The organism is Acidovorax sp. GW835-FHT14B10 (assembly GCF_058793725.1).
The window spans coordinates 1-22,390 of record NZ_JBXAGC010000043.1 but is presented as its reverse complement, the minus strand read 5'-3'; the positions used below and the strand labels follow the sequence as shown (position 1 = coordinate 22,390).

The window sequence follows — 22,390 nt, the reverse complement described above, 5'->3', positions numbered from 1 at the left end:
ACGCTGGTACGAGGCACAGCGCAAAAAGGCCGCGTGACTTGTGGGTTAAGAACTCCACCAAGCAGGGGCAAGGTCACTTCCATCACGGCGCCGGTTGGGTACTGCTCCAGTTCCAAGTGCGGCGGCAGTGCGACGTAGTGCGCCTTGCCGTCGATCCCGTCGATGACCAAGTAGCCCTTGTCGTACAGCTCGTCGGCCAGCCCCTTGCCGACCACACAGCCCACGATGGCACGGCCATCTTCGCCAGGCTGGAACACGGCCAGCTCGCGCTGCCTTCCGCTCATGGCGCGCTGCATGGTGCGGATGATGTCGCTGCGCTCGCCCATGGCTCGCAACGTGGATTCGGCGTCTGTATGGATGGCCCAGGTGCCGGGCTGCTGCTCGGTCGCCAGCCCCATCTGCTGCAAGCGTTGCAAGCGGCCGATGAGCATTAGCCGCTGGCGTTGCAGCCGGGGTGCAGCCAGCGTCTCCGGCGACACCAAACCATCCACGGCCTCGCGCTGCAGGGTCCGATCCAGCCCCGTCCACCGCTCTTGATTCACTTCGCGCTGAACGGCGCGCTGGATCTCCAGCTCGCTGCGCGGTCCTAGCCACTCCGTCACCAGTTCGGCGGCTCGGTGACGCATCCCCTGGGCGATGTAGTCGCGGGAGATGATGAGATCTTTGCCGGTGTCGTCCTTGCCACGCAGGACGACGTGTGTGTGAGGGTTGTCAGTGTTCCAATGATCGACCGCCACCCAGTCCAGCCGCGTGCCCAGGTCGGCCTCTATGCGTGCCATCAGGTGCCGGGTGTAGGTGCGCATATCGTCGAGCTTTTCGGCGTCCTCCGGTGAAACGATGAAGCGGAACTGATGCCGGTCCTCGCATCCTCTGTCCTCGAAAGCGGTGGTGTCCGCCGCGTCTGTCGTCGGGCCATAGGCGTGACCCGGCCCGCCTTGACGATCCACCCCTTCGCGCTCGATGTAGCGCAGGTGCGCGGTGGTCGAGCGCGGCCCGGCTTTGGCCAGATTGACGAGCCGCGTCTTGATCGTCACGCGCCGGGCATGGGGCGTGAGCGAGGCCCCGGCGAAGCGGGCCGCGACATGGCCTCGCCCCAGCCGGGAGCCGGGCCGCTGGCCGGCCTTTCCGATCGTCTTTCCGAGCTTGGCGCCGGCCTTGTTGGTCTGGCGCAGCACCTTGTTGATGAAGGCGTCGCCGCGCTGTTTCGGCGTGCCAGGACGGACGCTAAAGCGGTTGTCATCGCTGTGGCTCATCAGGCGCCTCCATCCAAGCGCGGCGCGGTCGAGAGGGCAAAGCACGCGCCTTCGCCAATACAGATGCTGCATTGCGCACCCTCGCGGCACGCTGCCGCCTCTTGGTGCGTGCCTCGCCACCCCCATGTGCAGACAGGGATTTCAAGCGGCCAGGTGCCGCCACCTTTTATCTTGCCCTGCATCTTTCTCCGTGCACCTGTGCCGTCCACCGGGTCGGCGGGCACGGTGAGGCGATGCACCGGCGGCTGCGGCGACTGCCGTCGCGCTGCCGTCATGGCTGGGCCTCCAGCCACAGCGGGTGCGCGGTGCCGATAACATCGACGCTGCGCACCGGCCCGAAGTAGCGGCTGTCGAACGAGGCCGAATTTGTTGCGCTGAGCAGGAAGACTTCGCCAGCCCGCAAGCGGCGGCACTGCGGCCAGCCGTGCAGCGGACGACCCAGGCGGTCCGTGCGCAAGGTGGTTGCCTCAGTATGGCCGTCGATGCGCAACGCCTGGCCGGTGATGCACACGCGCTGCGGTGCCAGGGCGCCCACGCGTTTGAGCAGCGGCACCTGCAGCGGCAGGTAGCCGCGCTGCGCAGCCAGTGCAGCAGCGTGAGCAGGCAGGCGGACAAGCACGATGCTGCCGACCTGCAGCGGTGCGGGCTCCGGTATGGCGTCAGACGTAGGCTGTTGCAGCATCAGATCGACGCGGTACCAGCCTACCGGCACGCTGTCAGATGGGTTATAGACTAGGCGCGGCAAGGGCTTGGCGAACGACGCCCAGGCGAGTGCAGCCAATGCGACGGCCGCTGCGCTGCCGAGCGCAAGTGTGGAAGCACGCGAGCTGCTCATGGCAAGTCCCTCGCGGCCCGTGCTGCGGCGTGGCGGTTGGCGCTGTATGCAGGCAGTTGAAGTGGAGCGACCGACGGCCCGGAGGTCCAGGCCGCAAGGCGGTTGCCCAGCGTGCCCCAGTACGCGGCGGCGACTGTGCAGGCGTCGATGCCTTGGGCCTCGATGGCGTCGATCTGCTGTAGCACGGTGCGCACTTTCAGTTCACCTTCGACGTTCAGCAACAGACGCGCGCCCGGGCGCACGCCGGGCAGGCTCTGCCAGGTGTCCAGCGGGGTGGCAGCCTGCAGCACCATCAACTGCCACAGCGTCGTGCCATGGTCGTTCGCCTGCCAGCGCACGCGACAAAAGATGGCAGACGAATTGAAGACCGCACAGCGACGCCAGTGGTCGAGTTGCAAGGTGCGTTCGGGCTGCCCAAAGTGCAGATAGAGGTTGAAGCGCTGGTGGACGTAGGCCAGCGAGACGCGGGTCTGCGGCGGGGTTCCTGCCGGGCTGTGTTGCAGCGGAAGAGGTCGCGGCATTGGCGAATGTGCTGCGCTTGGCGCAACCGTGCCATTGGGCGTGGTGTGCATGTTCATGGGGATGTCTCCGAACGGGATTCCGGGAATTCGCGCTCCAGCAAGGCGCGCAGCAGCTCGGCCACAGTGGTGCCTTGGGTAAACGCAGAGACCTTGATACGTGCGCGCATGGCGGGCGTGACGTCCAGCGTCAGGCGGGCGGTGAACAGATCGCCTTTCTGCAGGTTTTCGCCATCGCCCTGGCGCACCCAGGCCTCGGCCTGTGGGTTGGCGGGCGGGCGCACGCCGATGGCGATGCGCATGCCGCGTGGCGCGCGTTCTTCCGTCATGACGGCCACCGCAGCAGTTCATCAACCAGGGCTGCCACCTCGCGCGCGGCCGCGCTGTAGGGTGCGGTTTCACAGGCCAGCCGGCCGGCAGCCACGCTGTCGGCGAACACGATGCGCTGGTGCACCTCCGAACGCAGCGCGGGCAGCGGTTGCTCGGCCAGCGCCTGGCGCGCTTCGCGGCCGATGACCGTGGTGCTGACGCGCCGGTTGATGACAAACGCCGCGCGCAGCGCCGGGCGGAACACCTGGGCTTCGCGGATCAGCGCCACCATCTCGGCGCTGGCCCACAGGTCGTAGGGGCTGGGCTGCACCGGGATGACCACGCGGTCGGCCGCCAGCAACGCAGAGCGCGCCAGCGCCGCGATGCGGGGTGGGCCGTCGATGACGACGTGATCGACCCGCCGGGCCAGCTCGGGCGCTTCCTGGTGCAAGGTCTCGCGGGCCAGCCCCACGGCGCTGAACAGCCGGGGCAGGCCCTGCTGGCTGCGGCGTTGGGTCCAGTCGAGGGCAGAACCCTGCGGGTCCGCATCGAGCAGCACCACCTGATGACTGCGCAACGCAAGCTCGCCCGCGATGTGGGTGGCCAGCGTGGTCTTGCCCACGCCACCTTTCTTGTTGAGCAGGGCAAGGATCACGGCGTGGCCCCTTCCGCTCGAAGCGTGGCGGCGACAGCGTGCCGGTCGGCACTTGTCCACCGAAACGGCGAGCTCTCACTACCAGTTAGATGAATCTGGTTAGGTACGTTACGGCCGACGAAAACCCGCGCCGCCATTGGGCTGGCGGCCGATCGGCACGCCTGATGGCACGATGGAGGCACGCCGGATAGCACGAGGCGAGACACGCCCAATGGCACGAGCCCGTCCACAGGCCATGAACCGTTTATCCCCGTGCCGTGGGTGGCACTGGCCGGAAGGTCAGCACCTCGGCACCCGTGCCCGGCATGCGCACGATGCCCAGGCGGTAGCCGGGCATGGACTGCCGCGCCACCAGGGCGCGCAGGTCGCAAGCGAAGTCGTTCGGTTTGGCGGTGCTGCCGGACTTGCGGTGCAGGTGCTTGAAGTCGAACTGCCAGCCACCAGGCTGGTGACCGCCGTGCTTGCGTACCAGACGATAGAGCCAGCGCTCGATGCCGCCGGTGAGGTCGAAGTAGGCCGGATCGATGGTGAGCACCAAGGCGGCGTCCAGCACGCCCGCATAGAACCAGTCCGGCAGGATTAGCTCGATGCCCAGCGGCGTGCCGCGGGCATCGGCCAGTTCCTTCCACTCGTTGATCCACGAGAAGCGGTGCAGGCGCCGGCCGGTGGTTTCTCGGATGGAAGTGGCCACGGTGGTGGACTGCAGGCGATCCAGCGCTGCCTTGAGGCGCTGGTAGTCGCGCAGCGACACACCGCGCCCGATGAAGCGCAGGATCTCGTAGGGGCGCGCTCGCATCAACCGCGAGGTGGTGATCCCGGCGTCGCGCGCCTCCACGATCTGGCTGGCCGCCCAGATGAGGATGTCGGCATCCCAGATGGTGGCGATGCCGTGCTCCTGCGTGCCTTCCACCCGGATGGCGACGTTGCCGCTGCGAAAGTCGATGGGCTTGGTGCGCCGCGACTTGGCCAGCGAGAAGAAGGGGTAGGCCATCAGGTCCTGGCTGTCGCGCGGTGCCATGTCGCCCGGCAGCGCGCGGAACAGGTCGAGCTGTTCGGCCGGGCGCTGGGAGCGTGGCGCGGGCAAGGACATCGGCAACAGGCGGCTGAGCGGGCGCGCAGCGCCCCTCAGCGCGCACGGCTGTCGGCCGAGTGGTGCTCGGCGTACTCGGGGTCGGACGTGGCCTCGAAGCTGCGCTGGTCGGCCCAGGTGTCGAGGTCGGTGACGGCGTACATGACACGCCGGCCGAACTTCCGAAAGCGCGGGCCGCCGCCGATCACGCGCTGCTTTTCCAGGGTGCGCGGGGACAGGCGCAGGTAGTCGGCGGCCTCGTCGTTGGTGAGGTAGCGCGGCGGCTGTGGCTTGGCAGCCGCCTGCGCAGTGCCTTGTGGCGGGTGAGCGGGTACGGCAGAAGGCCGCAGGGGAGCTGGTCGCATGAGAGGCGCCTCCATCGGTCAGGAAGGTCCGGCTACGGGGTTGCAGCCGGGTAGAGGCAGTCTCAGGAAATACGGGCGTTCTGCTCAGGGACGACCTGGGGTGGGGCTGTTTCGTCCCTGCTGGGCTGCGGACAGCGGACCGAGCCCAGCCAGCTCGCGGTAGCCTCCATTCATCAGCGCGCGGCCACGCTGCACCAGGCGGCGCACGCGGGCGCGCAAGGCGCTGTCGGCGTGCCAGTCGGTCGCGACCTCCGTCGCGCCGAACAGGCCCTCGGCGATCTCGCGCAGCGAGGCGCCGTCCTGGCTGGCATCGAGGGCCTGTAGGGTGTGTAGCGTTTGAAGTGCAGCAGGACAGGGGCGCGGCTGCGTCGTGGCCAGCGGTTCAGCCTGGCAGGCGGCAGTCAGTTGGTCGAGTTCGGCTGCCATGTCGCGGTAGCGTGAGCCTGGGGCGCGGCAGGCGCGCACGGCAAAGGCGTGCGGCATGCCGTCTTGCAGCTCGGGCGCCAGCACCATGCGTGTGCAGCAACCCGGCCAGCGCGCGGCGAGCACGAGGCCTTGGCCGTCGTGCTGCAAGGCCTTGCGGCCGGGCAGGCGCCAGAACTCGAAGGGGCAGTCATCGGGCCCAGCGTCGTCGTCGGGCACCACGCGGATGGCGTGAGCCCGAGTGTTGAGCCAGTGGGGCAGCGCTTCACGCGCGTCCAGCGCCGGGTCTTCCAGCGTGCGCAGGCCCCAGGGCCGCGCTGCGCCGGCGTTAGTTGCCTGCATGCGCCAGGCCAAACGGTAGCCGGGGTTGCGTCGCAGGTACTCCCAGGCCAGTGCCGGCCCGTCGAGGTGCAGCGCGTAGAGGTAGGCCGCGCTGGCGTGCCAAGGCGGCGGTTGGGCGGCCTGTGGCTGGCCGTCGGTAAGGTCTGCCATGGTGCGAACTCCCTGTTCTTGTGCGGGAACGTCGCATCGGTTGGCAGCGGCTACGCGGTCATCGGTCAGCGATCCGGTTGAGAGGTGCAGGGCGGTGACATTGCGTCCGATAGTGGCCGGGCTCGCGGTGAGCGCGCCCGAGGCGACGGCCACGTGGCCTCAATGCCATCGTGGCAAGCTGACCATGGCGTGGTACAGCGCGTTCGTCATGACCGTTTGGGTCTGAATGGTGACGGCGAAAGCGTGTTGGTGACATTCAGACCGTCCGGGTCTGATGTGTGGCGTTGCGGAGTGCTCAGTCCGTGATCGAGCCGTTGTCCTGTGCCAGTCGCAGGTATTCCGACATCGGTCGCACGGCTTGAAAGTGCAGGTCGCGCCGCACCGGTAGCTGGTTGGGACCGACGATGGCTGCGAGGTCCGACAGCTTGATGTTACCCAGCTCAGGCATGCCGATGCCCACGTCGCACAGGCCCCAGGCGGTGTCGCCGTCGGCGGGGTTCAGGGCGGCGAGCAGCCAGGTCGCGTGCGCGTCCGGCGTGAACAGGCGCACCACGGGCCACAGGTCGGCCTGCAAGTCAAAGGCGCGAACATGGCCGTTGGCCAGTAGCTGCGCGCGCTGTTCGTCGGTGATGAGGGGTTCAGCCGGCATGGTCAGAGTGCGTGGCGCTGTGCGGAAACCTGCGTTGCATCAGAAGCACGGAATCGCAAAGCCGGTTTCATGCCTGCCCGCAAAGGCGCAGAGCCGCTTTTGCAGAAAAACACCTTTGCACGAAGGCTGAAAGTCGGCATGACGTGAATGCTCGAATGCGCCGATGTGGCTCTGAGGTTTTACGCAGAAACACGAAAACACCCAAGAGGGGAAGCACCAAAGCGGCGGCAGGTATTGGTTTTGAGTTAAAGATAACGTGGTTTTAATTCTCTCTAAACAGGACGCTTCTGTCCATGCAGAAGCGTCCCATTCAGGCTGGCCGTCCGGCTGGCGCCACCACCTTCGATGCCGAACTGGTGCAAGCCTTCGGCGCGGCGGTGCGCGCGCTGCGCTCGGAGCAGGGCATGGCCCAGGAGGCGCTGGCGCACCGCGCGGGCATCGAGCGCTCGCACATGGGCAAGATCGAGCGCGGCGAGCACATTCCCTCGCTGCCGCTCATCTTCAAGATCGCAGTAGCGCTGGAGTGCGGTGCAACCGACCTGATGGCCGCGACCGAAGCCCAACTGGGTTCGACCGAGGCCTGAGATTGCAGGCCTGCCCTGCAGCATCGATCCCGCCGGGGCGGCGGGATCGGCGTGGCCGTCAGGCCGTGGGCTTGCTGCGCGACCAGATCAGGTTGTGCGTGCCGTCTTCTTCCTCGATCAGGCGGGCGTAGATGGTCGCCGGGAACGAGGGGTCGTCCAGCGTCACCGAGAGGTAGGGGCGTTCGGACTGGCTGACCTTCTTCCAGGCGGCGCCGATGTCGTAGCCGGTGCCGGCCTGGATGCGGTAGTCGGGGGCGTTCTCACTGCCCTTGTCGTTGCGCACGAACTTGACCTTGACGTTGAGCGTGAGGGTGCGAACGGTGCCGATGAAGCCATCGTTCTGAGCGGTGAAGGTGCCAATGTTGGCCATGGTGATTTCCTTTCGGGTTGCCAAGGTCGCGCCCATCGCGTCCTTGTTGTGATCCGTCAGGCGGGGGACGGGCGGGCTGCACCACGCAGCGCAGCGAAGGGGCCGCAACAGCGTGGAGGACCGGCAGGCACGGGAAATTTGCCTCGCGAGGAATCCGCGCAGCGGAGGGGAAATTTCTTGGGCCGTACGGTTGCGGCCATCAAGCCCGAGGCGCAGCCGCGACCCCGCCAGGATTCACGACGAGACAAGGACGCCTGGGATGCACCTCCCCCGAAAGGCCTCTTGGCCGAGCACGTTCACCATGCCTGTATTGAGACTTCAGCGGCCACCACACTTGCGTCATCGGTCGGAGTCGCAACAACGCGAGAAGCCCCTGCAGCATCCACCCGGCGCCCCGCATCGCACGCCGCCTGCCAGGTCAACCAGGACGGTGCCCACACGTTGCGGTCTGTGGCACCCCCTGCGACCTACCCGCCAGCGTGAGGGAAGACGGCATGCCAGGCAACCCAGCGCAGCGAGTACGGGCGTAGCACCCGCCTCGCACGGCAGGGTGATGCAGGGCCGGATGCCGGAGCGCGAACGCTTCCGGCCCGCTCAGGCAAGCGCAGCGCGCAGGCGTGAAGGATCGAAGCAGAAGGGCCGTGACGGCCATGACGGCACGGGGCGCAGCCCGAGAGCCTGGCGGCGCAGGGCGCCGACACGCCCACCTCGGGGCTCACCACAGCCCAAGTCACATGAAGAAGCTTCCCTGGTCCGAGTAGCCCTTGGCGTCGATCTTCAGTTGGGCCAGCCAGGGTTGGACCACACGCTTGCAGGAAAAGTCCTCGCCGCCGTCCTGAATCCATGCACCAAGGCGCCGCTCCATCCATGCGTGTGCATGGGCGTCGCCATCGCGCAGACCATTGAATCGGTCGGGCTCAATGCCTTCATGCCGCGGATCGAGCACCACGTTGATCGACAGCTCGTCGCCGCTGATGGCATCCACACTGGCCACGGCCGTACGGCCGTCCTTAAGCCCAAAGCGGTAGATGTGCCGCTTGCAGCGCTGGCTGTGTGGATCGCTGCCCGGCCACCAGTTGTCGCTGGGCTCCAGGCCGAACAGGCGTTGCTCCAGCCCGGCGTTGATGGCGGCGACCACCAGGTTGCGCCAGCCCATCCAGCGTGCACTGCGCTTCCTTCTCAGAGGGAAGTTGCGGAATGGCGAGTACGAGTGCTCGAACTCTGGGACCAGGCGCAGATCCTCTGTGGCGTTGTAGCCCAGTTCCTGGAGCCGCCGCACCATGCGCGCATTGCTGGGTTTGGGCACCTCGACGGTCGTTCGACCGGCCAGTGCTGCACGCAGCGCCGCATGCGTTTTGAAGCCGAGCGCCGACGCGAGGGCTTCACTGAGATGGGAGGACGAGACACCGCTCACGCGGTGCTGGGCACTGTGCTTGAGATTGCGCACGGCCGCAGCGGAGACGAAGAATGTCGAATCAGACATGCCAAATTCCTTTGTGCATGGTCGATGACTGCCGATTACGCACCGACCGGAGGAATGGACACGGTCTGCGATCAGAGAGGGAGGCAAGAAACGTCGTTTAACCCGGCAGCAGGTTCAGCGTGACGCGGCTGTATCGGCATTCTATGCGCTGATGCCGAACGCGTTGGCAGGAAGCGCCCGCGCAAGACCTTGCGCGCCGCCACGCCGACGCCTGATCGAAGGCGGCGGCGTGGCGATTTTCTGAGGCCTCGTTCAGCCCATGCTGCGTGCGCCCAGGTCAAAAGCAACAAGGCCCCGGGCGGTAAGCGCCGGGGCCTTGCAGTGCTTTGCCGACTGCCCGAGTCAATCGTCGGACGCATCCGCCTCGGTGCGTTCCACGGCTGCTGGCGCCTCACAGCCGAACACGGCGGGCATCCAGCCGCTGCCCTCGGCCAGTCGCTCGGCCTCTTGCGCAATTTCGGCCTTCTTGAGCTTGGAAAGGTGGGACACTTCATTCGGCGCGAACTGCGCCATCGCGTTCAGGATGGCGACCTTGGGCACGTGCTGGAAGTAGCTGTCGGCAGTGGGTTTCCACCACGCGGCCATGTTCAGGCTCAGCGCCTGCGCCAGTTCAGCGCCCGGCTGAATAGCGGTCGTGCGGGGCGTCACCACGTCCACCGCCGCGGCGGTGCACAGCGCCAGCAGTTGCACCAGTTCGTCCTGGGACTTGTCCAGCAGCAACGCGAACAGCTCGCCCGGTTCCTGTGGCAGACGGTCGGCCCATGCCTGACGCAGTTCGCGCAGCGCGAGCGCGGCGGGCGACTCGGGCCAGTCGGGTGCCAGGTCTTCCAGTCGATCACGAAGGCTCAGGCGCAAACCCAGGGGCAAGGCGTTGCGATAGCCGCCCTGCAGGGTCTGCTGCACCAGAGCGTGCACCAGCGCAGCCAGCGCCACCTGGGGCTGGCGCGCGAGCTCGATCTGCAGGGCTGCGGTACGGTGCGCGCTCAGGCGCTGCGCCAGCCGGTCGGACAGGTGTTCCGTGCCGTTCGGCGCATCGCCCGTGATTGATCCGTCCGAATCGCTGCCATCGTCGCCAGGGGTTTGCCCGTTGGCGGCGCGTTGGCGCGCCACGTTCAGCGCGCGCAGCGCCTTGGCTTCGGCGTCGCGCAACAGTCCCCGGTGGATCAGGGGCTGCCCCTCTCGGTCCAGCGTCACGATGGCCCCGGCCATCGCCCGGACCTCGGGCGCGTGCCCGCTCAGTTGGGACTGCACGGCTTCCAGTTCGGCCGCCAGGGCCTCACGGCGCTGGTGCAGGGTTTCGGCCTTGTCCTCGTCGTCCGCGTCGTAGGCTTCTTCGAGCGCGGCGTCGGTGCGGGCGATGCGGCCTTGCAGCACCTCCATGCGCCGCACTTCGCGCGCCGTGGGTTCGCGGCGCGTGCGCGGTGCATTCTGGAACGCCTGCCGTTCGGCAGGGCTCAGGTGCGGCACCGCTTCCACCCAGGCCCAGCCCTCGGCGCGCACAGGTTTGGCCAGCGCCTCCAGCTTCTCACGCGCCATCCGTTCCAGCAGCACGGCATCGGTCAGAGTGGCACCAGTGTCCTCGTCGTCGGCGAACAGGTCGCGACGGATGCTACCCCCTGCCGCGGTGTAGGCGTCCAGGCCGACGAAGCGCACCAGTGCATGGTCGGCGCAGATTTCCCTTTCGGTCAGGCGCTGGCGCAGCGCTGTCGGGTTGCGCTGCCATTCGGGTGCTTCATAGAACGCGGCCTCCTGGGCACTATGGTCGTCGGTCACGGCCAGGGCCATCAACTGGTCCAGATTGAGGGCGTTAGCGCGGTAGTCGGCCATCAGCCGGGGTGAGACATTGGCGAGCTTGAGGCGGCGCTGTACTACCAGCGGCGTGACGCCGAAGTCGGCCGCGATGTCTTCCACCGGGCGCCCCTCGGCCACCAGGGCGGCGAAGGCCTCGAATTGGTCGGCCGGGTGCATGGCCTCGCGCTGCACGTTCTCGGTCAGGCTGGCGGTGCGCGCACTGCTGTCGGCCACCAGCAGGCAGGGCACGTCCCAATCCTTGGCTATGCGGCGTTTCTTGGCCAGCAGCTTGAGGGCCGCGAAGCGGCGACCTCCGGCCACCACCTCGTAATGCCCACCGTCCGCAGCCAGGGTGACGGTGAGGTTCTGCAGCAGGCCCACCCGCTCGATGCTCGCTGCCAGCGCTTCGATGGACGGCCCCGCCGTCTTGCGCACGTTGCGGCGCGACGGGCGCAGCCGTGACAGCGGAACGAGCAGCATCTGCTGTGAGGGCTGGGCGGGCACCTGCGGTGCGGGGATGGCGTGCAGGGCCTGGGCTTCTGGATGGGTGAGTGCGTTCATGGCGAAACTCCTTTGGGTGAGTGCATGAGGAAGGCGGGAAGAGGCGCGGCGTCGAGTTCAAGCCCTGCGCGCCGCGCGCGGGGGGGATGAAAAGGGGATCAGCCCTTGAGCTGGCGCAGGCCATCGGCCAGCAGCCACAAGGCGCGGTTCAGGCGCAGGTTCTGGTCGATGCCCTGCACGGGGCGGGTGCTCTGGCGGCGCCCGTTGGCATTGCGACCCGTCAGACCGCCCTTGATCAGGTTCTCCTGGGTGCGGTTGAACACGCTCCACAGGTCGCGCCTGTCGTCGTCGTGGCGACGCGGCATCAGGATTTGCGATTCGGTGACGGGCGGTGCCTTCTCGGCGTCGTCGTACTTGAGGGCCAGCGCGGCCCGCGCGAACACCTCGGATTCGCCTGTGTCCAGCGTCATTGCCTGCATGGCCTCGCGCGATTCTTGTGCCTGTCCGAAGCCCTGCAGCACGGTGTAGGCGCCCTCGATCACCTGGGCGGCCACGTCGCCTTTGTGCGGTACGCGCACGTCGGCCACGGTGTCGCCGCACACCAGCCCGTTCTGGCAGACGAAACGGAACATCCCGGCCAGCATCTGGTAGCTGCTGGTGCCGTCGTGGGAGTTGAGCAGGATGATTTCGTTGGCCTCGCGACCGTTGATCTGGCTGGCGTGGCGCAGCCGGATCAGGTGCTTCGTGAACTCGCGCCGGTCGTCCTGGCGCACGCGGGTCTGGCACACCATGAAGGGCTGGAAGCCCTCGCCGCGCAGTTCCTGCAGCACGGTAGCTGTGGGGATGTAGCTGTAGCGCTCAGAGCGGCTGCCGTGCGGCGCCTCGGCAAAGATCGACGGGGCCACGGCACGGATCTGGTCATCCGACAGCGGAAGTTCGGAACGCAGCACCGGCGAACGCGGTGCGAATCTGGAAGCAAGTTGCATGTCATTTCTCCAAATGAAGCTGGCTGTTGAAAACCCCCACCGGATTCCTAGATTCGGAGCCCTCTTCGGGTCTTCCGGTGGGTCGGCGCAGAGACCTGGGCCGGCCCCGTCGCCACCGTCTTTCCTGAGTTCATCGCCCGCGACCAAAGGAGCGCGCTGACCGGTGCCGTCAAGGAGGCAAGCGCCAGGGTTGGTGCGGCCCGCAGGCGAAGCCGAGGACACGGCCTGGCGCGCCTTGACGGCACCGGGCGGCGGGCTACGGTCGCTCAAGTGGTGATGGACGAGGGAAGAGGGCGCCAGTGGCCCCTGGCCGCAGATGGCGCCGACCCCACGCAAGCGCAGCGCGCAGGCCCGGACGCGAGGTCGGGCCGAAGGCGTCAGCCGACCGGAGGGAAGGGAACGATGAAAGTCCGCCAGGGACGAGACCGCGGGACGGCAGGGACCGGGGGCTCGGTGCGCAGCACGACAGCGCGGCCGGCCAGACTCACAGGGCCGGCGATGCCCGGTTTCATGGAGCGGTCTACGATGACGACATGATCGAGAAAGACCAGAACCACCCCGAACCCCTGGAGCAGATGCTGCTGCGTTCGGATGCCTTGCACGAACGGCTGAACGAGCTGCTCGACGAGGCCGAGTTCGACGGGTCTGCGCGTGGCGAGGCCGCTCTGGGCATGTGTGTGGTGGCCATGGAACACGGGACCGCCTTACGTGCCTTGATGGCGCTGGGACTGCCGACCTCGGCGGTCAGCTTGATGCGGCTGCAGTTCGAAGCGCTAACCCGCTCGATGTGGCTCATCTATGCGGCCGGCGATGCCGCCATCGAGAAACTGTCGGCCCCGCTCACACTGGAAACCGAGCAGGCTGCCAAGAACCTGCCCAGCGCAAAGGAAATGATCGAGCAGATCGGCAAGCGGGTCGGGCAGGGCGTGCCGGCTGCAGCCCACGGGATGCTGACCCAGTTCAAGGACGTGTCCTGGAACGCCATGAACTCCTTCGTGCACGGCGGCATCCACCCGCTGCGGCGCAGTGCCGATGGTTTTCCCGTGCACCTGGCGCTGCAGGTGCTGCGCAACTCCAATGGTTTGAGCACCATGACCGGCATGACGATGGCGGTGCTCACCGGCGACGAATCCATTGTCAAGCCGATGAGCAAGATCCAGCCGGCGTTCGCCGATTGCCTGCCGGATCTGATCAAACCCTGAAAACCAGGGTGTCCGCGACGCCCTGGTGGCTGGTCAGACGAGGATGCGTCCGGCCAGCCGTGCGTCCCGCGCGTAGGCGCTCAGGCGCTTTTCGGCGCGAAAGTGCAGGTCGCGCTCAACCGGCAACCCGAGCCGACCACGTGCCGTCATCAGTTCCTGAAGACTGACCCAGCCCAGCTCGGGCGCACCCAGGCCCAGGTCGCACAGACCGAAAGCATGGTCATGGTCGCCCGGGTCGATCTCGGTCAGCAGCCAGGTTGCGCCGGCGTCGGGTGTGAACAGCTTGACCACGGGCGCAGGATCGAAGTCAGGGTTCTGCAACGATTCGCGGCCGTTGGTCAGCAGCAGCACGTGCTGCTCGTCGGTGATGAGTGCGTTCATGGTGAACTCCAGAAGGAATGCCGGGCGGGATTGCCCGCAGCCTCCGGGTCACGGCGCAGCGCAGCGGTCAAGGTTCGAAGACGGCCGTACAGGCCGCCAGCGCATCGCAGGTACGCGCCGACCTTGACGGCGAGAACGGCGTGGCACGCTGGATGCAACAGCAAGCCAGCCCAACCCCACTTACTTGATCCCCTGGAAGGGCAGGGTGCGTTCAGGGAATCTGCGGTTCTAGGCGGCTGAACGAATCCAGCGAGGAACACCTGTCGTGCGCTTCCTCAACCAGGTCTCCCTCAGATTTCGTCGCGAGTGCATCGACTTTCACGGCAATGCGCGACTCCATCGAGGTTCGAGGCGCCACCACCAAGATGACGCAGCCGTCGCAAACCAGTTCGTGGTCGTCGGATGCCTGCACGCGGAATTTCGCGCTTCGCTCTCCCAGTCGCTCCACCCATCCCCGCAGCTTCAGGGTTGATCCTGGCGGGATCGGCCCCTTGTGCTCCAGTTCGATCCTCCGACCCACCACGACCTCCGAGTCGGCATCCACATGCCGTTGCATCTCGCGGATGCAGATGGACTCGACGACGGCGACCAGATACCCGGTCGCCAGGCATTCGATCAGCCTCTGCGCATAGTCGCTCCCATGCGGGAGCCGAGAGAACAGTGCCCGGGCCGTCTGCTCCGGCGGTACGCTGTAGGTTTCTTCAAAGGAAATTTCACTGATGCCCTGGTGGTTCATGGGATAGGGATATGAGTTGAGGACGTGCATTCGCTCTCCGAACCCCTGTCAAAGCGGGGTAACGGGAACAGCGTTCGATCCTCGTTTGGATGCGTCGCATCTTCAACCCACTCAGGCGTTCTCGAGCGTAGCTGGCTTGAAGGAGTGCAATCAGAACCGGGGGCCTCAGTGGCCCCCGGTTGTGCGTGCTCAGAGTAGCCCGCTCTCTGCAAAGGACAGAATCGTCGGCCCGGCCACGATCAGGTGATCGATGACCCGTACGTCCACCAGCGACAGCGCGCTCTTGAGGGTCTGGGTCAGATGCTCATCAGCCCGTGAAGGCTCTGCCACGCCCGACGGGTGGTTGTGCACCAGAACGATGGCCGCCGTGTTGTGTGCCATGGCTTCCTTGACCACCTCACGCGGATAGACCGATGTCTGGGTCACCGTGCCGCGGAACATCTCGACGTACTCGATGACCCTGTGCTGGGCGTCCAGGTGGATCACCGCGAATACCTCGTGCTCCAGCGTGCCCAGCTTGATGCGCAGGAAGTCGCGCACAGCCTGCGGCGACGACAGCATCTCGGCACCACGCAACTGACTCGCCAACACCCGCAGCGCAGCCTGTAGAACCTCTGCCGGCTCGGCCGGACGGTAGCTGCCCGCGACATCGCGAACGAGCAGGGAGGAATCGGTGGAAGAGTTGAACGACAGGGAAGACAGCTGCGACATGATCGGCTCCGGTTCAGAATCGGGCGGGATTGCCCGGAACCGGCCACCCACGCCGCAGCGCAAGCGGTCAAGGGTCAAAGGCGCAGCCAGAGACGGCCGCCAGGACGCCAGCGTGCAGGGCACGCACAGCCCTTGACGGCGAGAACGGCGTGGTAGGTTGAAAGGGCACAGCAAGACCGCCACGCCCTCACGCCACAACAGCCCAGGCAAGCGCAGCGCGCAGCGGCAACGCCGCGGAGACGTCAGGGATCAAAGCCGGATGGCCGGGATTCGGCACGAAGCCCGGGGCGCAGCCCGCGAGCCCGGCGGCGGAACGCCGAGACGTCAGTGAACTTGCATATTTTCTGAACAGTAAATATTGCGATTTTCTGGAAAATTCGATAAAGTGCAGAAATTCACTGTGCAGTAAACCGCCCAAAAGCATGCTTGAGCTGACCATGACCGAACACCAGTTGGTTTCGCGCCTCGTGGAAGCGTTGCGCGAGATTCCCGACGTCCATGCGGATGTGGGGCGCTGGGAGCTTTCCGGCGGTCGACCCGATCGAGGGCTTGACGCTGCGGTCGACCTGCACGTGGCAGGGAGGTCGCTGGCCGTGCTGGTCGAAGCCAAGAAGGTGGTCTACCCCCGCGATGTACGCCAGGTGATCTGGCAGATTCGGGATGCCAGCCGTGCTTGGGCAGGCAGCCATGCAGGCGCGGTCGTGTCGCTGATCGCGGCGGAGTCGATCTCGCCTGGCGCCAAGGAACTCCTCAGGAGCGAGGGAGTGGGCTACTACGACAGTGGTGGAAGCCTCTACCTGCCCGCGCCCGGCATCTACCTCTATATCGACAAGCCTCCACCCAAGACGCTGGTCAAGTCGATCCGCTCTCTGTTTTCTGGCCGACGCGCCCAGGTGCTGCACGCACTGCTCCTTCATCGTCAGGCGTGGTTTGGCGTCACCGAACTGGCCCAGCTGGCGCAGGTGTCGCCAGCCACGACATCGCAGGTGCTGACCGAGCTGGAGCGCTTCGATTGGCTTGATGCGAGAGGGCAGGGCCCCAGCAAGGAGCGCCACCTTCGCGAACCTACGGCACTGCTCGACGCCTGGGCCAAGCAGGTGAAGGGCGATCAAGCGCCTGCGCTGCGCAGGTACTACGTGTCGGCGACCAAACCGGACGCATTGCCGATGCGTTTGGCCGAAACCCTGGAAAGGCGAGGCGTCGAGTACGCCATCAGCCATGAGGCTGCGGCCCAGCGGCTTGCACCCTTCCTGTCCAGCGTGTCCCAGGTGCGCCTGCGGCTGTTGCCTGGGCAAGCCGCTGACGCCGCCTTGAGCGGCCTGGGTGCACGACTGGTCACCGAAGGGGCCAACCTGGCTGTGATCGAGACCAAGTCGACTGGCGAGCTGCTGTTCCGGGAGCGCAAGGATGGCCTTTGGCTGGCCAGCCCGATTCAGATCTACCTTGACTTGGTGCGCGGCGAAGGTCGATCGAAGGAAATGGCCGAGCACTTCCGCAAAGAAAGGATCGGCTTCTGATGGCCAAACCTGCAACACTCGACGGCTACAGCGACCAATACACGGTGGACTGCGAACGCGTCCTCGTGACGTTGCTGCGCGGGCTCGGACCCTGGAAGGATTCTGTCTACCTGGTCGGCGGCCTCACGCCGCGATACCTTGTCCCGGCACGGCCACCGGTCGTGCCCGCGCATGCTGGCACCCTCGACGTGGACATCGTCATCGACCTTCAGATCCTGGCCGACACCGAGGCTTACCACACGCTGGAGGACAACCTCAAGCGGATGGGCTTTGAGCGTGCCGAAAACGAAGCCGGGAAGAAGCTCTCATGGCGCTGGCAGACCCGCACCGAGCACGGTGCGCTGATGGTACTGGAGCTGTTGGCCGACGCGCCCGACATCGCTGGCGGCAAGGTACAGCCACTGCCAACCGAAGGCACGATCTCGGCGCTGAACATCCCGCATTCGTCCATCGTCTTCGACCTGCACCAGGTCACCGAAATCCAAGCCGAGTTGCTGGGTGGCAACGGTGTGGCCACCGAGAAGATCAAGCACGCCAACCTCGTCAGCTTCACCTGTTTGAAGTCCTTCGCATTCGACCAGCGCTTCGAGCGCAAGGATGCGCATGACCTGATCTATTGCATCGAACACGCGCCAGAAGGGCTTGACGCTGTGGCTGCAGCCTTTCGGCAGGAACTCGTCGGCAAACATGGCGCCGTGGTCGATACATCACTGGCCATCTTGCGCAGCCGCTTCGCTGGCGACGGGAAGACAGAGGGATACCGGAAAGATGGCCCGGTCTCGGTTGCCAGGTTCGAACAAGGTGACGGTGACGAGGCCGACCTGCGGGAAGCGAGGGCGCTACGGCAGAGGCAAGCCTGCGATTTGATAGAGCAACTCCTTGCTCGAATCAGATAAGCGATCTGGTAAAAACTATAGATGGGAGGGAGGAGTAAAAATGACAGTCAGTGTCCACAATCCGGACCAATATATGGCGAGCCTGCGGCAGATCATTGCCCAGGGGCGCAAGCGGATTGGTTTGTTGGTCGGAGCGGGCGCACCAGCCGGCATATTCCCACCTGGCAGCGACAAGCCGTTGATTCCTGCTGTGGCCGGCCTCACAGAAATGGTGATGGAGGCTCTGAAACCCAGCTACGGCAAGGCCTTGGATTCCGTGTGTGCCGAACTCGATACGGCCAACATCGAAACGATCCTATCGCGGGTGCGGAGTCTGGCAGGCGTCATCGGAAAAACGAAGGTTCATGACCTTGATGGGGAAGGGTACAAGAAGCTGAGCGAGGCGATCTGCGAGCAGATTGGCACCATCGTTAACAGGCCCCTTCATGAGGGGACTTCGCCCTACACTGAGTTTGTGACATGGATCAGCGGTACAGGTCGCGAGCACCCAGTCGAAATCTTCACAACCAACTACGACTTGCTATTCGAACAAGCCTTGGAACGCACACGTGTCCCGTTCTTTGATGGCTTCAGCGGTGCAAGTGAACCATTCTTCGATCCGTCTTCGGTTGCCAGTAATGACTTGCCGGCGCGTTGGACGCGCTTGTGAAAACTGCATGGATCGCTTGGCTGGGCCGCCAACGCAAAAGGCGAGGTTGTGCGTACCGGGCAAGCCAATGCGACGCACCTGGTGTTCCCAGAGCACCTCAAGTACGACCAGACGCAGAAGGCGCCGTATGCCGCGCTCTTCGACAGACTACGAGCATTCCTGATGACGCCGGACACGTTGCTGATTGCCACCGGTTTTTCTTTTGCTGATGCGCACATTTCCGCGCGGATCGATGAATGCTTGGCGGCCAATCCTTCTGCGAGCGTGTTCGCATTTCAGTTCAAACCGCTCGACCAGGAAGTTCATGCCCGCGACATTGCGGGGCGTCGCGCCAACATGAGTCTGTATTCCCCAGACAAAGCCATGATCAACGGCATTGCCGCTACTTGGATGCCGGGTGACTTGCCGACACGCGACTGGGGGGCGATCCGAGCGACCTACTGGGGCATCGACGAGAAAAGCGGGGCAGCGCAATTTCAACTTGGGCGCTTTGATCGGCTCGCGCGGTTCTTCGCATCGTCGCGCGCTGCGCAGCATTTCCCTTCCGCTGCACCGGTAGTAGACACCTTGGCCGGGACTGTCGAACTCGCTCCCCAAGTCGACGGGCCGTTGTCGGCAGCGGGTTCCGCCGCTGGCCAAGCATGAACTCGAAGCCGACGCTATTGGGATACGTTGGCGCCGTGACAGGCGCGACGGTGAGCATCCGTCAGTCGCCGAGTGTGGCTTCAGGCATCGCCATCATTGGGGGCAAGAGCTATCGCATAGGTCAGGTCGGAAGTTTCGTGCGCATTCCGCAGGGCTATCACGACCTGTACGGTATCGTCGCCGAGGTCGGTGCAAACGCGTCACCGGCGGCAGTGCGCGAACCCAATGATCGCGGCGACCGTTGGATGACGATTCAATTGGTTGGTGAGATCGTCGGCTCGTCCTTCGAACGTGGGATTAGCCAGTACCCCAGCGTCAACGATGAAGTGCACTTGGTCATCGAGGAAGATCTGGCGGTCATATACGGCTCGACTGATGGCGGGCAGGTCGTCATTGGCCGCTTGGCCAACGCCGAAGGAATTTCAGTCCGGATCGATCTGGACAAACTCGTCACACGACACAGTGCTGTGCTTGGTTCCACTGGGGCAGGGAAATCGACAACGGTTGCAAGTCTGCTGCGATCGATCGTCACGGGAGAAGCCGGTGAGGTGCAGGGTGGCTTTCCAAGCGCGAGCGTTCTCCTACTCGATGTCCATGGCGAGTACAGCCGTGCCTTGAGATCCATAGCTACGGTCTTTCGGGTCAACCCCGGTGATGGCGAGGAACCGTTGCACATCCCGTTCTGGGCACTTGACCCGGCTGACCTATTGACCTTCCTGATGGGGAAGCTCGACGACAAAGCCACGAGCCAAATCCTGGACAAGGTCCTGGAATACAAGATGACGCTCGCCAATGCGGTGGCGTTCGCAGGGCTGGACGTCACGTCGATGACGGCGGATAGCCCCATTCCGTTCAGTCTGAAGAAGCTGTGGTTTGAACTGGTCGATCCGGAGATCAAAACTTGGGAAGACTCGGCCAAGACCAAGCCTGCGCTCATGGAGGCGGGCGACGCAGAAACACTCAAGGCGCCGAAGTACAAACCAAACGGCTTGGGGTCGACGGCACCATTCATCAACAACATTGGCGTGCTCAGCATCCGGCGGCCCTTGGATCAAATGCGATCGCGTCTTCTCGATCGACGCTTCGACTTCTTACTGCACCCAGGTACATGGGAACCCAAGATAGACGGTAGTACCGACAAAGATCTGCCAGATCTGCTAAGTACCTGGCTCGGCCACGGAAAGCCCATAACGATCCTGGATCTCTCCGGCATACCAAGTGCCGTTCTCGCGCAGCTGATAGCCGCCATCTTGAAGATCATCTACGAGGGCTTGTTTTGGGGGCGCGAGAAGAGCGAGGGTGGCATTCACCGTCCCATGCTTGTCGTCATGGAGGAGGCGCACCGCTATCTCTCAAAGGAGGGCGGCGGCCCAGCACGCGACATCGTGCAAAGGATCGTCAAGGAAGGCCGCAAATTCGGTATCGGCGCGATGATCGTCAGTCAACGTCCCTCCGAAGTCGACGAGACGATCCTGTCTCAGTGCGGCACCTTCATCGCATTGCGGCTTTCCAATGCGGCAGATCGCAGCAAAGTCCAAGGCACGCTGCCGGACAACCTGTCCGGCATTGTCGAGAGTCTTCCCGTTCTGCGAACTGGTGAGGCGATCATTACGGGGGAAGCCGCACGCCTCCCATTGCGCTGCCGTATCGCGCTGCCGAACGAAGAGCATCGCCCACAGAGTGAAGACCCAGCAGTTGCAGCTCGCTGGAAGGGGGCGCGCATCGACGAAGATTACACACGGCTCGCTGCGTCGTGGCGCGCTCAAAATTCATTGTGGGCTGCTGCCCGCTATGCGCGCGAAAAACTTAAGCCCGAGGAGATTGCCGCCATGGAACGCGAAATGATTGCTTCGTCCACGATTTTGTCCGCGGGCTACGAAGCTGCATCAGAGACCTTGGAGGTCGAATTCAAGAGTGGTGGCACATACCAGTACTACAACGTACCGGAGTCGGTTTATCACGATTTCCTGGCCTCGGATTCAAAGGGAAGATTTCTGCATGTCTACATCAAGAACTCGTACCCGTGTTCGCGCGTGTGAGTGTGTGGCTCAACTCGGCAACGCTAGATAAAGAGGACATCCGACGATGTGGACAGACAACGAGACGACACAGGATTTTCTGAATTTCGGCGGTATTGCTAAGACGGTCGCCGAGATCATCGAGCAGGCGCAGTCGCGGCCTATTTCAATTGGCGTTTCCGGCGCGTGGGGTGTCGGGAAGTCTTCGATGATCAAGCTGATCCGCACCGAATTGTCAGCGCGGAATGGCGAGGATGCTAAGCCGAGCAAGTTCCTCTTTGTCGAGTTCAATGCGTGGCTCTACCAGGGCTATGACGATGCGCGCGCGGCGCTGATCGAAGTGGTCGCTTCGACTTTGGCGAAGGAGGCAGAAGAGCGAAAGACTGGGATTGACAAAGCGAAGGACCTACTTGAGCGGGTCAACTGGTTTCGTGCGATCAAGCTTGCATCCGGCTCGGCTGTCTCACTGGCGTTGGGGCTGCCACCAACAGGCCTCCTCGGCGAACTCTGGGGATTCGGAAAGAGCTTAGTCGCTGGAGACCTCGACAAGGAAGCGATTGATGCAGCCAAAGCGGCGGCGGGAGAAGCTGAAAAAGCGGCGGCAGGCTTGATCAAGCCCAAAAAGGCCACTTCACCGCCAAAGGAGATTGAAGCTCTGCGCGCGAGTTTCGAAGACTTGCTCAAGGAAATGGATGTCACATTGGTGGTGCTCATCGACGATCTGGATCGGTGCCTCCCGGAAACCACGATCTCCACGTTGGAAGCCATTCGTCTCCTCCTGTTCTTGGAGCACACGGCCTTCGTTATCGCTGCTGATGACCAGATGATCAAGCACGCCGTCAAGCGTCACTTCCAGGGCGTGGACGATGAGCTTGTCATCAACTATTTCGATAAGCTCATTCAGGTTCCGATTCGTGTTCCGCCGTTGGGTACGCAGGAGGTTCGTGCGTACATGATGATGCTGTTTGTCGAGAACAGCGACCTTGACCCCAAGGAGAAAGGACGAATTCGAGAAGAGGTGTGCTCGCAGTTGGGGCGAACCTGGCAAGGAAAGCGAGTCGATCTTAAGTTTCTCAGGGGCTTGAACGACAAGCTGTCTGATGTGTTGATTGCGCGCCTCGATGCCGCAGATCGGCTGGCGCCATTGATGACAATTGCAAGTGGTATCGCTGGTAACCCGCGCTTGATCAAACGTTTCCTGAACGCATTGTCGATTCGCATGTCGATGTCTCGGGCTCAGGGCGTCGGGGTTGATGAGTCGGCTCTCGCCAAGGTGTGACCTTGCCCCTGCTTGGTGGAGTTCTTAACCCACAAGTCACGCGGCCTTTTTGCGCTGTGCCTCGTACCAGCGT

25 protein-coding genes are annotated in these 22,390 nt (G+C 64.5%); 8 read left to right on the top strand and 17 right to left on the bottom strand.

The window, feature by feature from the left end:
• The 9 genes from AC1Q5S_RS21095 to AC1Q5S_RS21055 all read right to left on the bottom strand — a co-directional run.
• On the bottom strand, positions 1–1,253 hold a 1,253-nt coding region (locus AC1Q5S_RS21095; RefSeq protein ID WP_492239375.1), incomplete at its 3' end, for a relaxase/mobilization nuclease domain-containing protein.
• Positions 1,254–1,524: 271 nt separating this feature from the next.
• Positions 1,525–2,088, bottom strand: coding sequence for a S26 family signal peptidase (locus AC1Q5S_RS21090; protein ID WP_492239374.1), 564 nt, complete (start codon positions 2,086–2,088; stop codon positions 1,525–1,527).
• The gene (locus AC1Q5S_RS21085; protein ID WP_492239377.1) at positions 2,085–2,609 is read right to left on the bottom strand and encodes a DUF2840 domain-containing protein; all 525 of its coding nucleotides are present in this window, start codon (positions 2,607–2,609) and stop codon (positions 2,085–2,087) included. The genes AC1Q5S_RS21090 and AC1Q5S_RS21085 overlap by 4 nt, the downstream gene beginning before the upstream one ends.
• A gap of 53 nt (positions 2,610–2,662) precedes the next feature.
• Positions 2,663–2,935, bottom strand: a complete 273-nt coding sequence (locus AC1Q5S_RS21080) for a chromosome partitioning protein ParB (RefSeq protein ID WP_492239373.1) — start codon at positions 2,933–2,935, stop codon at positions 2,663–2,665.
• Positions 2,932–3,570, bottom strand: coding sequence for a ParA family partition ATPase (gene parA, locus AC1Q5S_RS21075; RefSeq protein WP_492239372.1), 639 nt, complete (start codon positions 3,568–3,570; stop codon positions 2,932–2,934). Before parA ends, AC1Q5S_RS21080 begins: the two co-directional genes overlap by 4 nt.
• A gap of 244 nt (positions 3,571–3,814) precedes the next feature.
• Complete coding sequence (locus AC1Q5S_RS21070; protein WP_492239371.1) at positions 3,815–4,660, bottom strand: replication initiator protein A; 846 nt, start codon at positions 4,658–4,660, stop codon at positions 3,815–3,817.
• A gap of 35 nt (positions 4,661–4,695) precedes the next feature.
• Positions 4,696–5,004 (bottom strand): helix-turn-helix domain-containing protein, encoded by a 309-nt coding sequence (locus AC1Q5S_RS21065; protein ID WP_492239370.1) that lies wholly within the window; start codon positions 5,002–5,004, stop codon positions 4,696–4,698.
• An 84-nt stretch (positions 5,005–5,088) separates the two neighbouring features.
• Positions 5,089–5,919 carry a DUF2285 domain-containing protein gene (locus AC1Q5S_RS21060; RefSeq protein ID WP_492239369.1) on the bottom strand — a complete coding sequence of 277 codons (831 nt, stop codon included), beginning with the start codon at positions 5,917–5,919 and terminating at the stop codon, positions 5,089–5,091.
• 295 nt (positions 5,920–6,214) lie between these two features.
• On the bottom strand, positions 6,215–6,568 hold the full coding sequence (locus AC1Q5S_RS21055; protein ID WP_492239368.1) for a DUF2958 domain-containing protein: 354 nt from the start codon (positions 6,566–6,568) through the stop codon (positions 6,215–6,217).
• Positions 6,569–6,861: 293 nt separating this feature from the next.
• Here AC1Q5S_RS21055 and AC1Q5S_RS21050 point away from each other — a divergent pair, with 293 nt between their 5' ends.
• The gene (locus AC1Q5S_RS21050; protein ID WP_492239367.1) at positions 6,862–7,152 is read left to right on the top strand and encodes a helix-turn-helix domain-containing protein; all 291 of its coding nucleotides are present in this window, start codon (positions 6,862–6,864) and stop codon (positions 7,150–7,152) included.
• 58 nt (positions 7,153–7,210) lie between these two features.
• On the opposite strand, the gene AC1Q5S_RS21045 is transcribed toward AC1Q5S_RS21050, so the two are convergent.
• The 4 genes from AC1Q5S_RS21045 to AC1Q5S_RS21030 form a co-directional block, all read right to left on the bottom strand.
• The gene (locus tag AC1Q5S_RS21045) at positions 7,211–7,522 is read right to left on the bottom strand and encodes a DUF736 domain-containing protein (protein ID WP_086920778.1); all 312 of its coding nucleotides are present in this window, start codon (positions 7,520–7,522) and stop codon (positions 7,211–7,213) included.
• 730 nt (positions 7,523–8,252) lie between these two features.
• A complete protein-coding gene (locus tag AC1Q5S_RS21040; RefSeq protein ID WP_492239366.1) occupies positions 8,253–9,005 on the bottom strand; it encodes a hypothetical protein in 753 nt (250 codons plus the stop codon).
• Positions 9,006–9,347: 342 nt separating this feature from the next.
• Positions 9,348–11,357 carry a ParB/RepB/Spo0J family partition protein gene (locus AC1Q5S_RS21035; protein WP_492239365.1) on the bottom strand — a complete coding sequence of 670 codons (2,010 nt, stop codon included), beginning with the start codon at positions 11,355–11,357 and terminating at the stop codon, positions 9,348–9,350.
• A gap of 98 nt (positions 11,358–11,455) precedes the next feature.
• Positions 11,456–12,283 carry a DUF932 domain-containing protein gene (locus AC1Q5S_RS21030; RefSeq protein WP_492239364.1) on the bottom strand — a complete coding sequence of 276 codons (828 nt, stop codon included), beginning with the start codon at positions 12,281–12,283 and terminating at the stop codon, positions 11,456–11,458.
• Positions 12,284–12,816: 533 nt separating this feature from the next.
• Here AC1Q5S_RS21030 and AC1Q5S_RS21025 point away from each other — a divergent pair.
• A complete protein-coding gene (locus AC1Q5S_RS21025) occupies positions 12,817–13,485 on the top strand; it encodes a DUF6988 family protein (protein WP_492239363.1) in 669 nt (222 codons plus the stop codon).
• 33 nt (positions 13,486–13,518) lie between these two features.
• On the opposite strand, the gene AC1Q5S_RS21020 is transcribed toward AC1Q5S_RS21025, so the two are convergent.
• The 4 genes from AC1Q5S_RS21020 to AC1Q5S_RS21005 form a co-directional block, all read right to left on the bottom strand.
• Complete coding sequence (locus AC1Q5S_RS21020; RefSeq protein WP_492239362.1) at positions 13,519–13,866, bottom strand: DUF2958 domain-containing protein; 348 nt, start codon at positions 13,864–13,866, stop codon at positions 13,519–13,521.
• A 211-nt stretch (positions 13,867–14,077) separates the two neighbouring features.
• On the bottom strand, positions 14,078–14,632 hold the full coding sequence (locus tag AC1Q5S_RS21015; protein WP_492239361.1) for a thioesterase family protein: 555 nt from the start codon (positions 14,630–14,632) through the stop codon (positions 14,078–14,080).
• A 159-nt stretch (positions 14,633–14,791) separates the two neighbouring features.
• Positions 14,792–15,313: a RadC family protein gene (radC, locus tag AC1Q5S_RS21010; protein ID WP_492239360.1), complete on the bottom strand. Its 522-nt coding sequence runs from the start codon at positions 15,311–15,313 to the stop codon at positions 14,792–14,794.
• Positions 15,314–15,500: 187 nt separating this feature from the next.
• Positions 15,501–15,752, bottom strand: a complete 252-nt coding sequence (locus tag AC1Q5S_RS21005; protein WP_492239359.1) for a hypothetical protein — start codon at positions 15,750–15,752, stop codon at positions 15,501–15,503.
• On the opposite strand from AC1Q5S_RS21005, the gene AC1Q5S_RS21000 reads away from it, so the two are divergent.
• Genes AC1Q5S_RS21000 through AC1Q5S_RS20975 form a run of 6 tightly spaced genes read left to right on the top strand, consistent with a single transcriptional unit; the run spans position 15,736 to position 22,317 of the window.
• Positions 15,736–16,830 carry a hypothetical protein gene (locus AC1Q5S_RS21000; RefSeq protein WP_492239358.1) on the top strand — a complete coding sequence of 365 codons (1,095 nt, stop codon included), beginning with the start codon at positions 15,736–15,738 and terminating at the stop codon, positions 16,828–16,830. The two genes, AC1Q5S_RS21005 and AC1Q5S_RS21000, sit on opposite strands and share 17 nt — an antisense overlap.
• Complete coding sequence (locus tag AC1Q5S_RS20995; RefSeq protein ID WP_492239357.1) at positions 16,830–17,726, top strand: antitoxin; 897 nt, start codon at positions 16,830–16,832, stop codon at positions 17,724–17,726. The genes AC1Q5S_RS21000 and AC1Q5S_RS20995 overlap by 1 nt, the downstream gene beginning before the upstream one ends.
• A 40-nt stretch (positions 17,727–17,766) precedes the next feature.
• Positions 17,767–18,375: a hypothetical protein gene (locus AC1Q5S_RS20990; RefSeq protein WP_492239356.1), complete on the top strand. Its 609-nt coding sequence runs from the start codon at positions 17,767–17,769 to the stop codon at positions 18,373–18,375.
• 3 nt (positions 18,376–18,378) lie between these two features.
• The gene (locus AC1Q5S_RS20985) at positions 18,379–19,020 is read left to right on the top strand and encodes an SIR2 family protein (RefSeq protein WP_492239376.1); all 642 of its coding nucleotides are present in this window, start codon (positions 18,379–18,381) and stop codon (positions 19,018–19,020) included.
• Positions 19,017–21,059 carry a helicase HerA-like domain-containing protein gene (locus tag AC1Q5S_RS20980; RefSeq protein ID WP_492239355.1) on the top strand — a complete coding sequence of 681 codons (2,043 nt, stop codon included), beginning with the start codon at positions 19,017–19,019 and terminating at the stop codon, positions 21,057–21,059. Before AC1Q5S_RS20985 ends, AC1Q5S_RS20980 begins: the two co-directional genes overlap by 4 nt.
• 46 nt (positions 21,060–21,105) lie before the next feature.
• Positions 21,106–22,317, top strand: coding sequence for a KAP family P-loop NTPase fold protein (locus AC1Q5S_RS20975; RefSeq protein ID WP_492239354.1), 1,212 nt, complete (start codon positions 21,106–21,108; stop codon positions 22,315–22,317).
• Positions 22,318–22,390: the final 73 nt, after the last annotated feature.

Coding starts and splice junctions, on each gene's coding strand:
- AC1Q5S_RS21090 (WP_492239374.1), bottom strand. CDS start 2,088: ATGAGCAGCTCGCGTGCTTCCACACTTGCGCTCGGCAGCGCAGCGGCC.
- AC1Q5S_RS21085 (WP_492239377.1), bottom strand. CDS start 2,609: ATGCCGCGACCTCTTCCGCTGCAACACAGCCCGGCAGGAACCCCGCCG.
- AC1Q5S_RS21080 (WP_492239373.1), bottom strand. CDS start 2,935: ATGACGGAAGAACGCGCGCCACGCGGCATGCGCATCGCCATCGGCGTG.
- AC1Q5S_RS21070 (WP_492239371.1), bottom strand. CDS start 4,660: ATGTCCTTGCCCGCGCCACGCTCCCAGCGCCCGGCCGAACAGCTCGAC.
- AC1Q5S_RS21065 (WP_492239370.1), bottom strand. CDS start 5,004: ATGCGACCAGCTCCCCTGCGGCCTTCTGCCGTACCCGCTCACCCGCCA.
- AC1Q5S_RS21060 (WP_492239369.1), bottom strand. CDS start 5,919: ATGGCAGACCTTACCGACGGCCAGCCACAGGCCGCCCAACCGCCGCCT.
- AC1Q5S_RS21055 (WP_492239368.1), bottom strand. CDS start 6,568: ATGCCGGCTGAACCCCTCATCACCGACGAACAGCGCGCGCAGCTACTG.
- AC1Q5S_RS21050 (WP_492239367.1), top strand. CDS start 6,862: ATGCAGAAGCGTCCCATTCAGGCTGGCCGTCCGGCTGGCGCCACCACC.
- AC1Q5S_RS21045 (WP_086920778.1), bottom strand. CDS start 7,522: ATGGCCAACATTGGCACCTTCACCGCTCAGAACGATGGCTTCATCGGC.
- AC1Q5S_RS21040 (WP_492239366.1), bottom strand. CDS start 9,005: ATGTCTGATTCGACATTCTTCGTCTCCGCTGCGGCCGTGCGCAATCTC.
- AC1Q5S_RS21035 (WP_492239365.1), bottom strand. CDS start 11,357: ATGAACGCACTCACCCATCCAGAAGCCCAGGCCCTGCACGCCATCCCC.
- AC1Q5S_RS21030 (WP_492239364.1), bottom strand. CDS start 12,283: ATGCAACTTGCTTCCAGATTCGCACCGCGTTCGCCGGTGCTGCGTTCC.
- AC1Q5S_RS21025 (WP_492239363.1), top strand. CDS start 12,817: ATGATCGAGAAAGACCAGAACCACCCCGAACCCCTGGAGCAGATGCTG.
- AC1Q5S_RS21020 (WP_492239362.1), bottom strand. CDS start 13,866: ATGAACGCACTCATCACCGACGAGCAGCACGTGCTGCTGCTGACCAAC.
- AC1Q5S_RS21015 (WP_492239361.1), bottom strand. CDS start 14,632: ATGCACGTCCTCAACTCATATCCCTATCCCATGAACCACCAGGGCATC.
- radC (WP_492239360.1), bottom strand. CDS start 15,313: ATGTCGCAGCTGTCTTCCCTGTCGTTCAACTCTTCCACCGATTCCTCC.
- AC1Q5S_RS21000 (WP_492239358.1), top strand. CDS start 15,736: ATGCTTGAGCTGACCATGACCGAACACCAGTTGGTTTCGCGCCTCGTG.
- AC1Q5S_RS21005 (WP_492239359.1), bottom strand. CDS start 15,752: ATGGTCAGCTCAAGCATGCTTTTGGGCGGTTTACTGCACAGTGAATTT.
- AC1Q5S_RS20995 (WP_492239357.1), top strand. CDS start 16,830: ATGGCCAAACCTGCAACACTCGACGGCTACAGCGACCAATACACGGTG.
- AC1Q5S_RS20990 (WP_492239356.1), top strand. CDS start 17,767: ATGACAGTCAGTGTCCACAATCCGGACCAATATATGGCGAGCCTGCGG.
- AC1Q5S_RS20980 (WP_492239355.1), top strand. CDS start 19,017: ATGAACTCGAAGCCGACGCTATTGGGATACGTTGGCGCCGTGACAGGC.
- AC1Q5S_RS20975 (WP_492239354.1), top strand. CDS start 21,106: ATGTGGACAGACAACGAGACGACACAGGATTTTCTGAATTTCGGCGGT.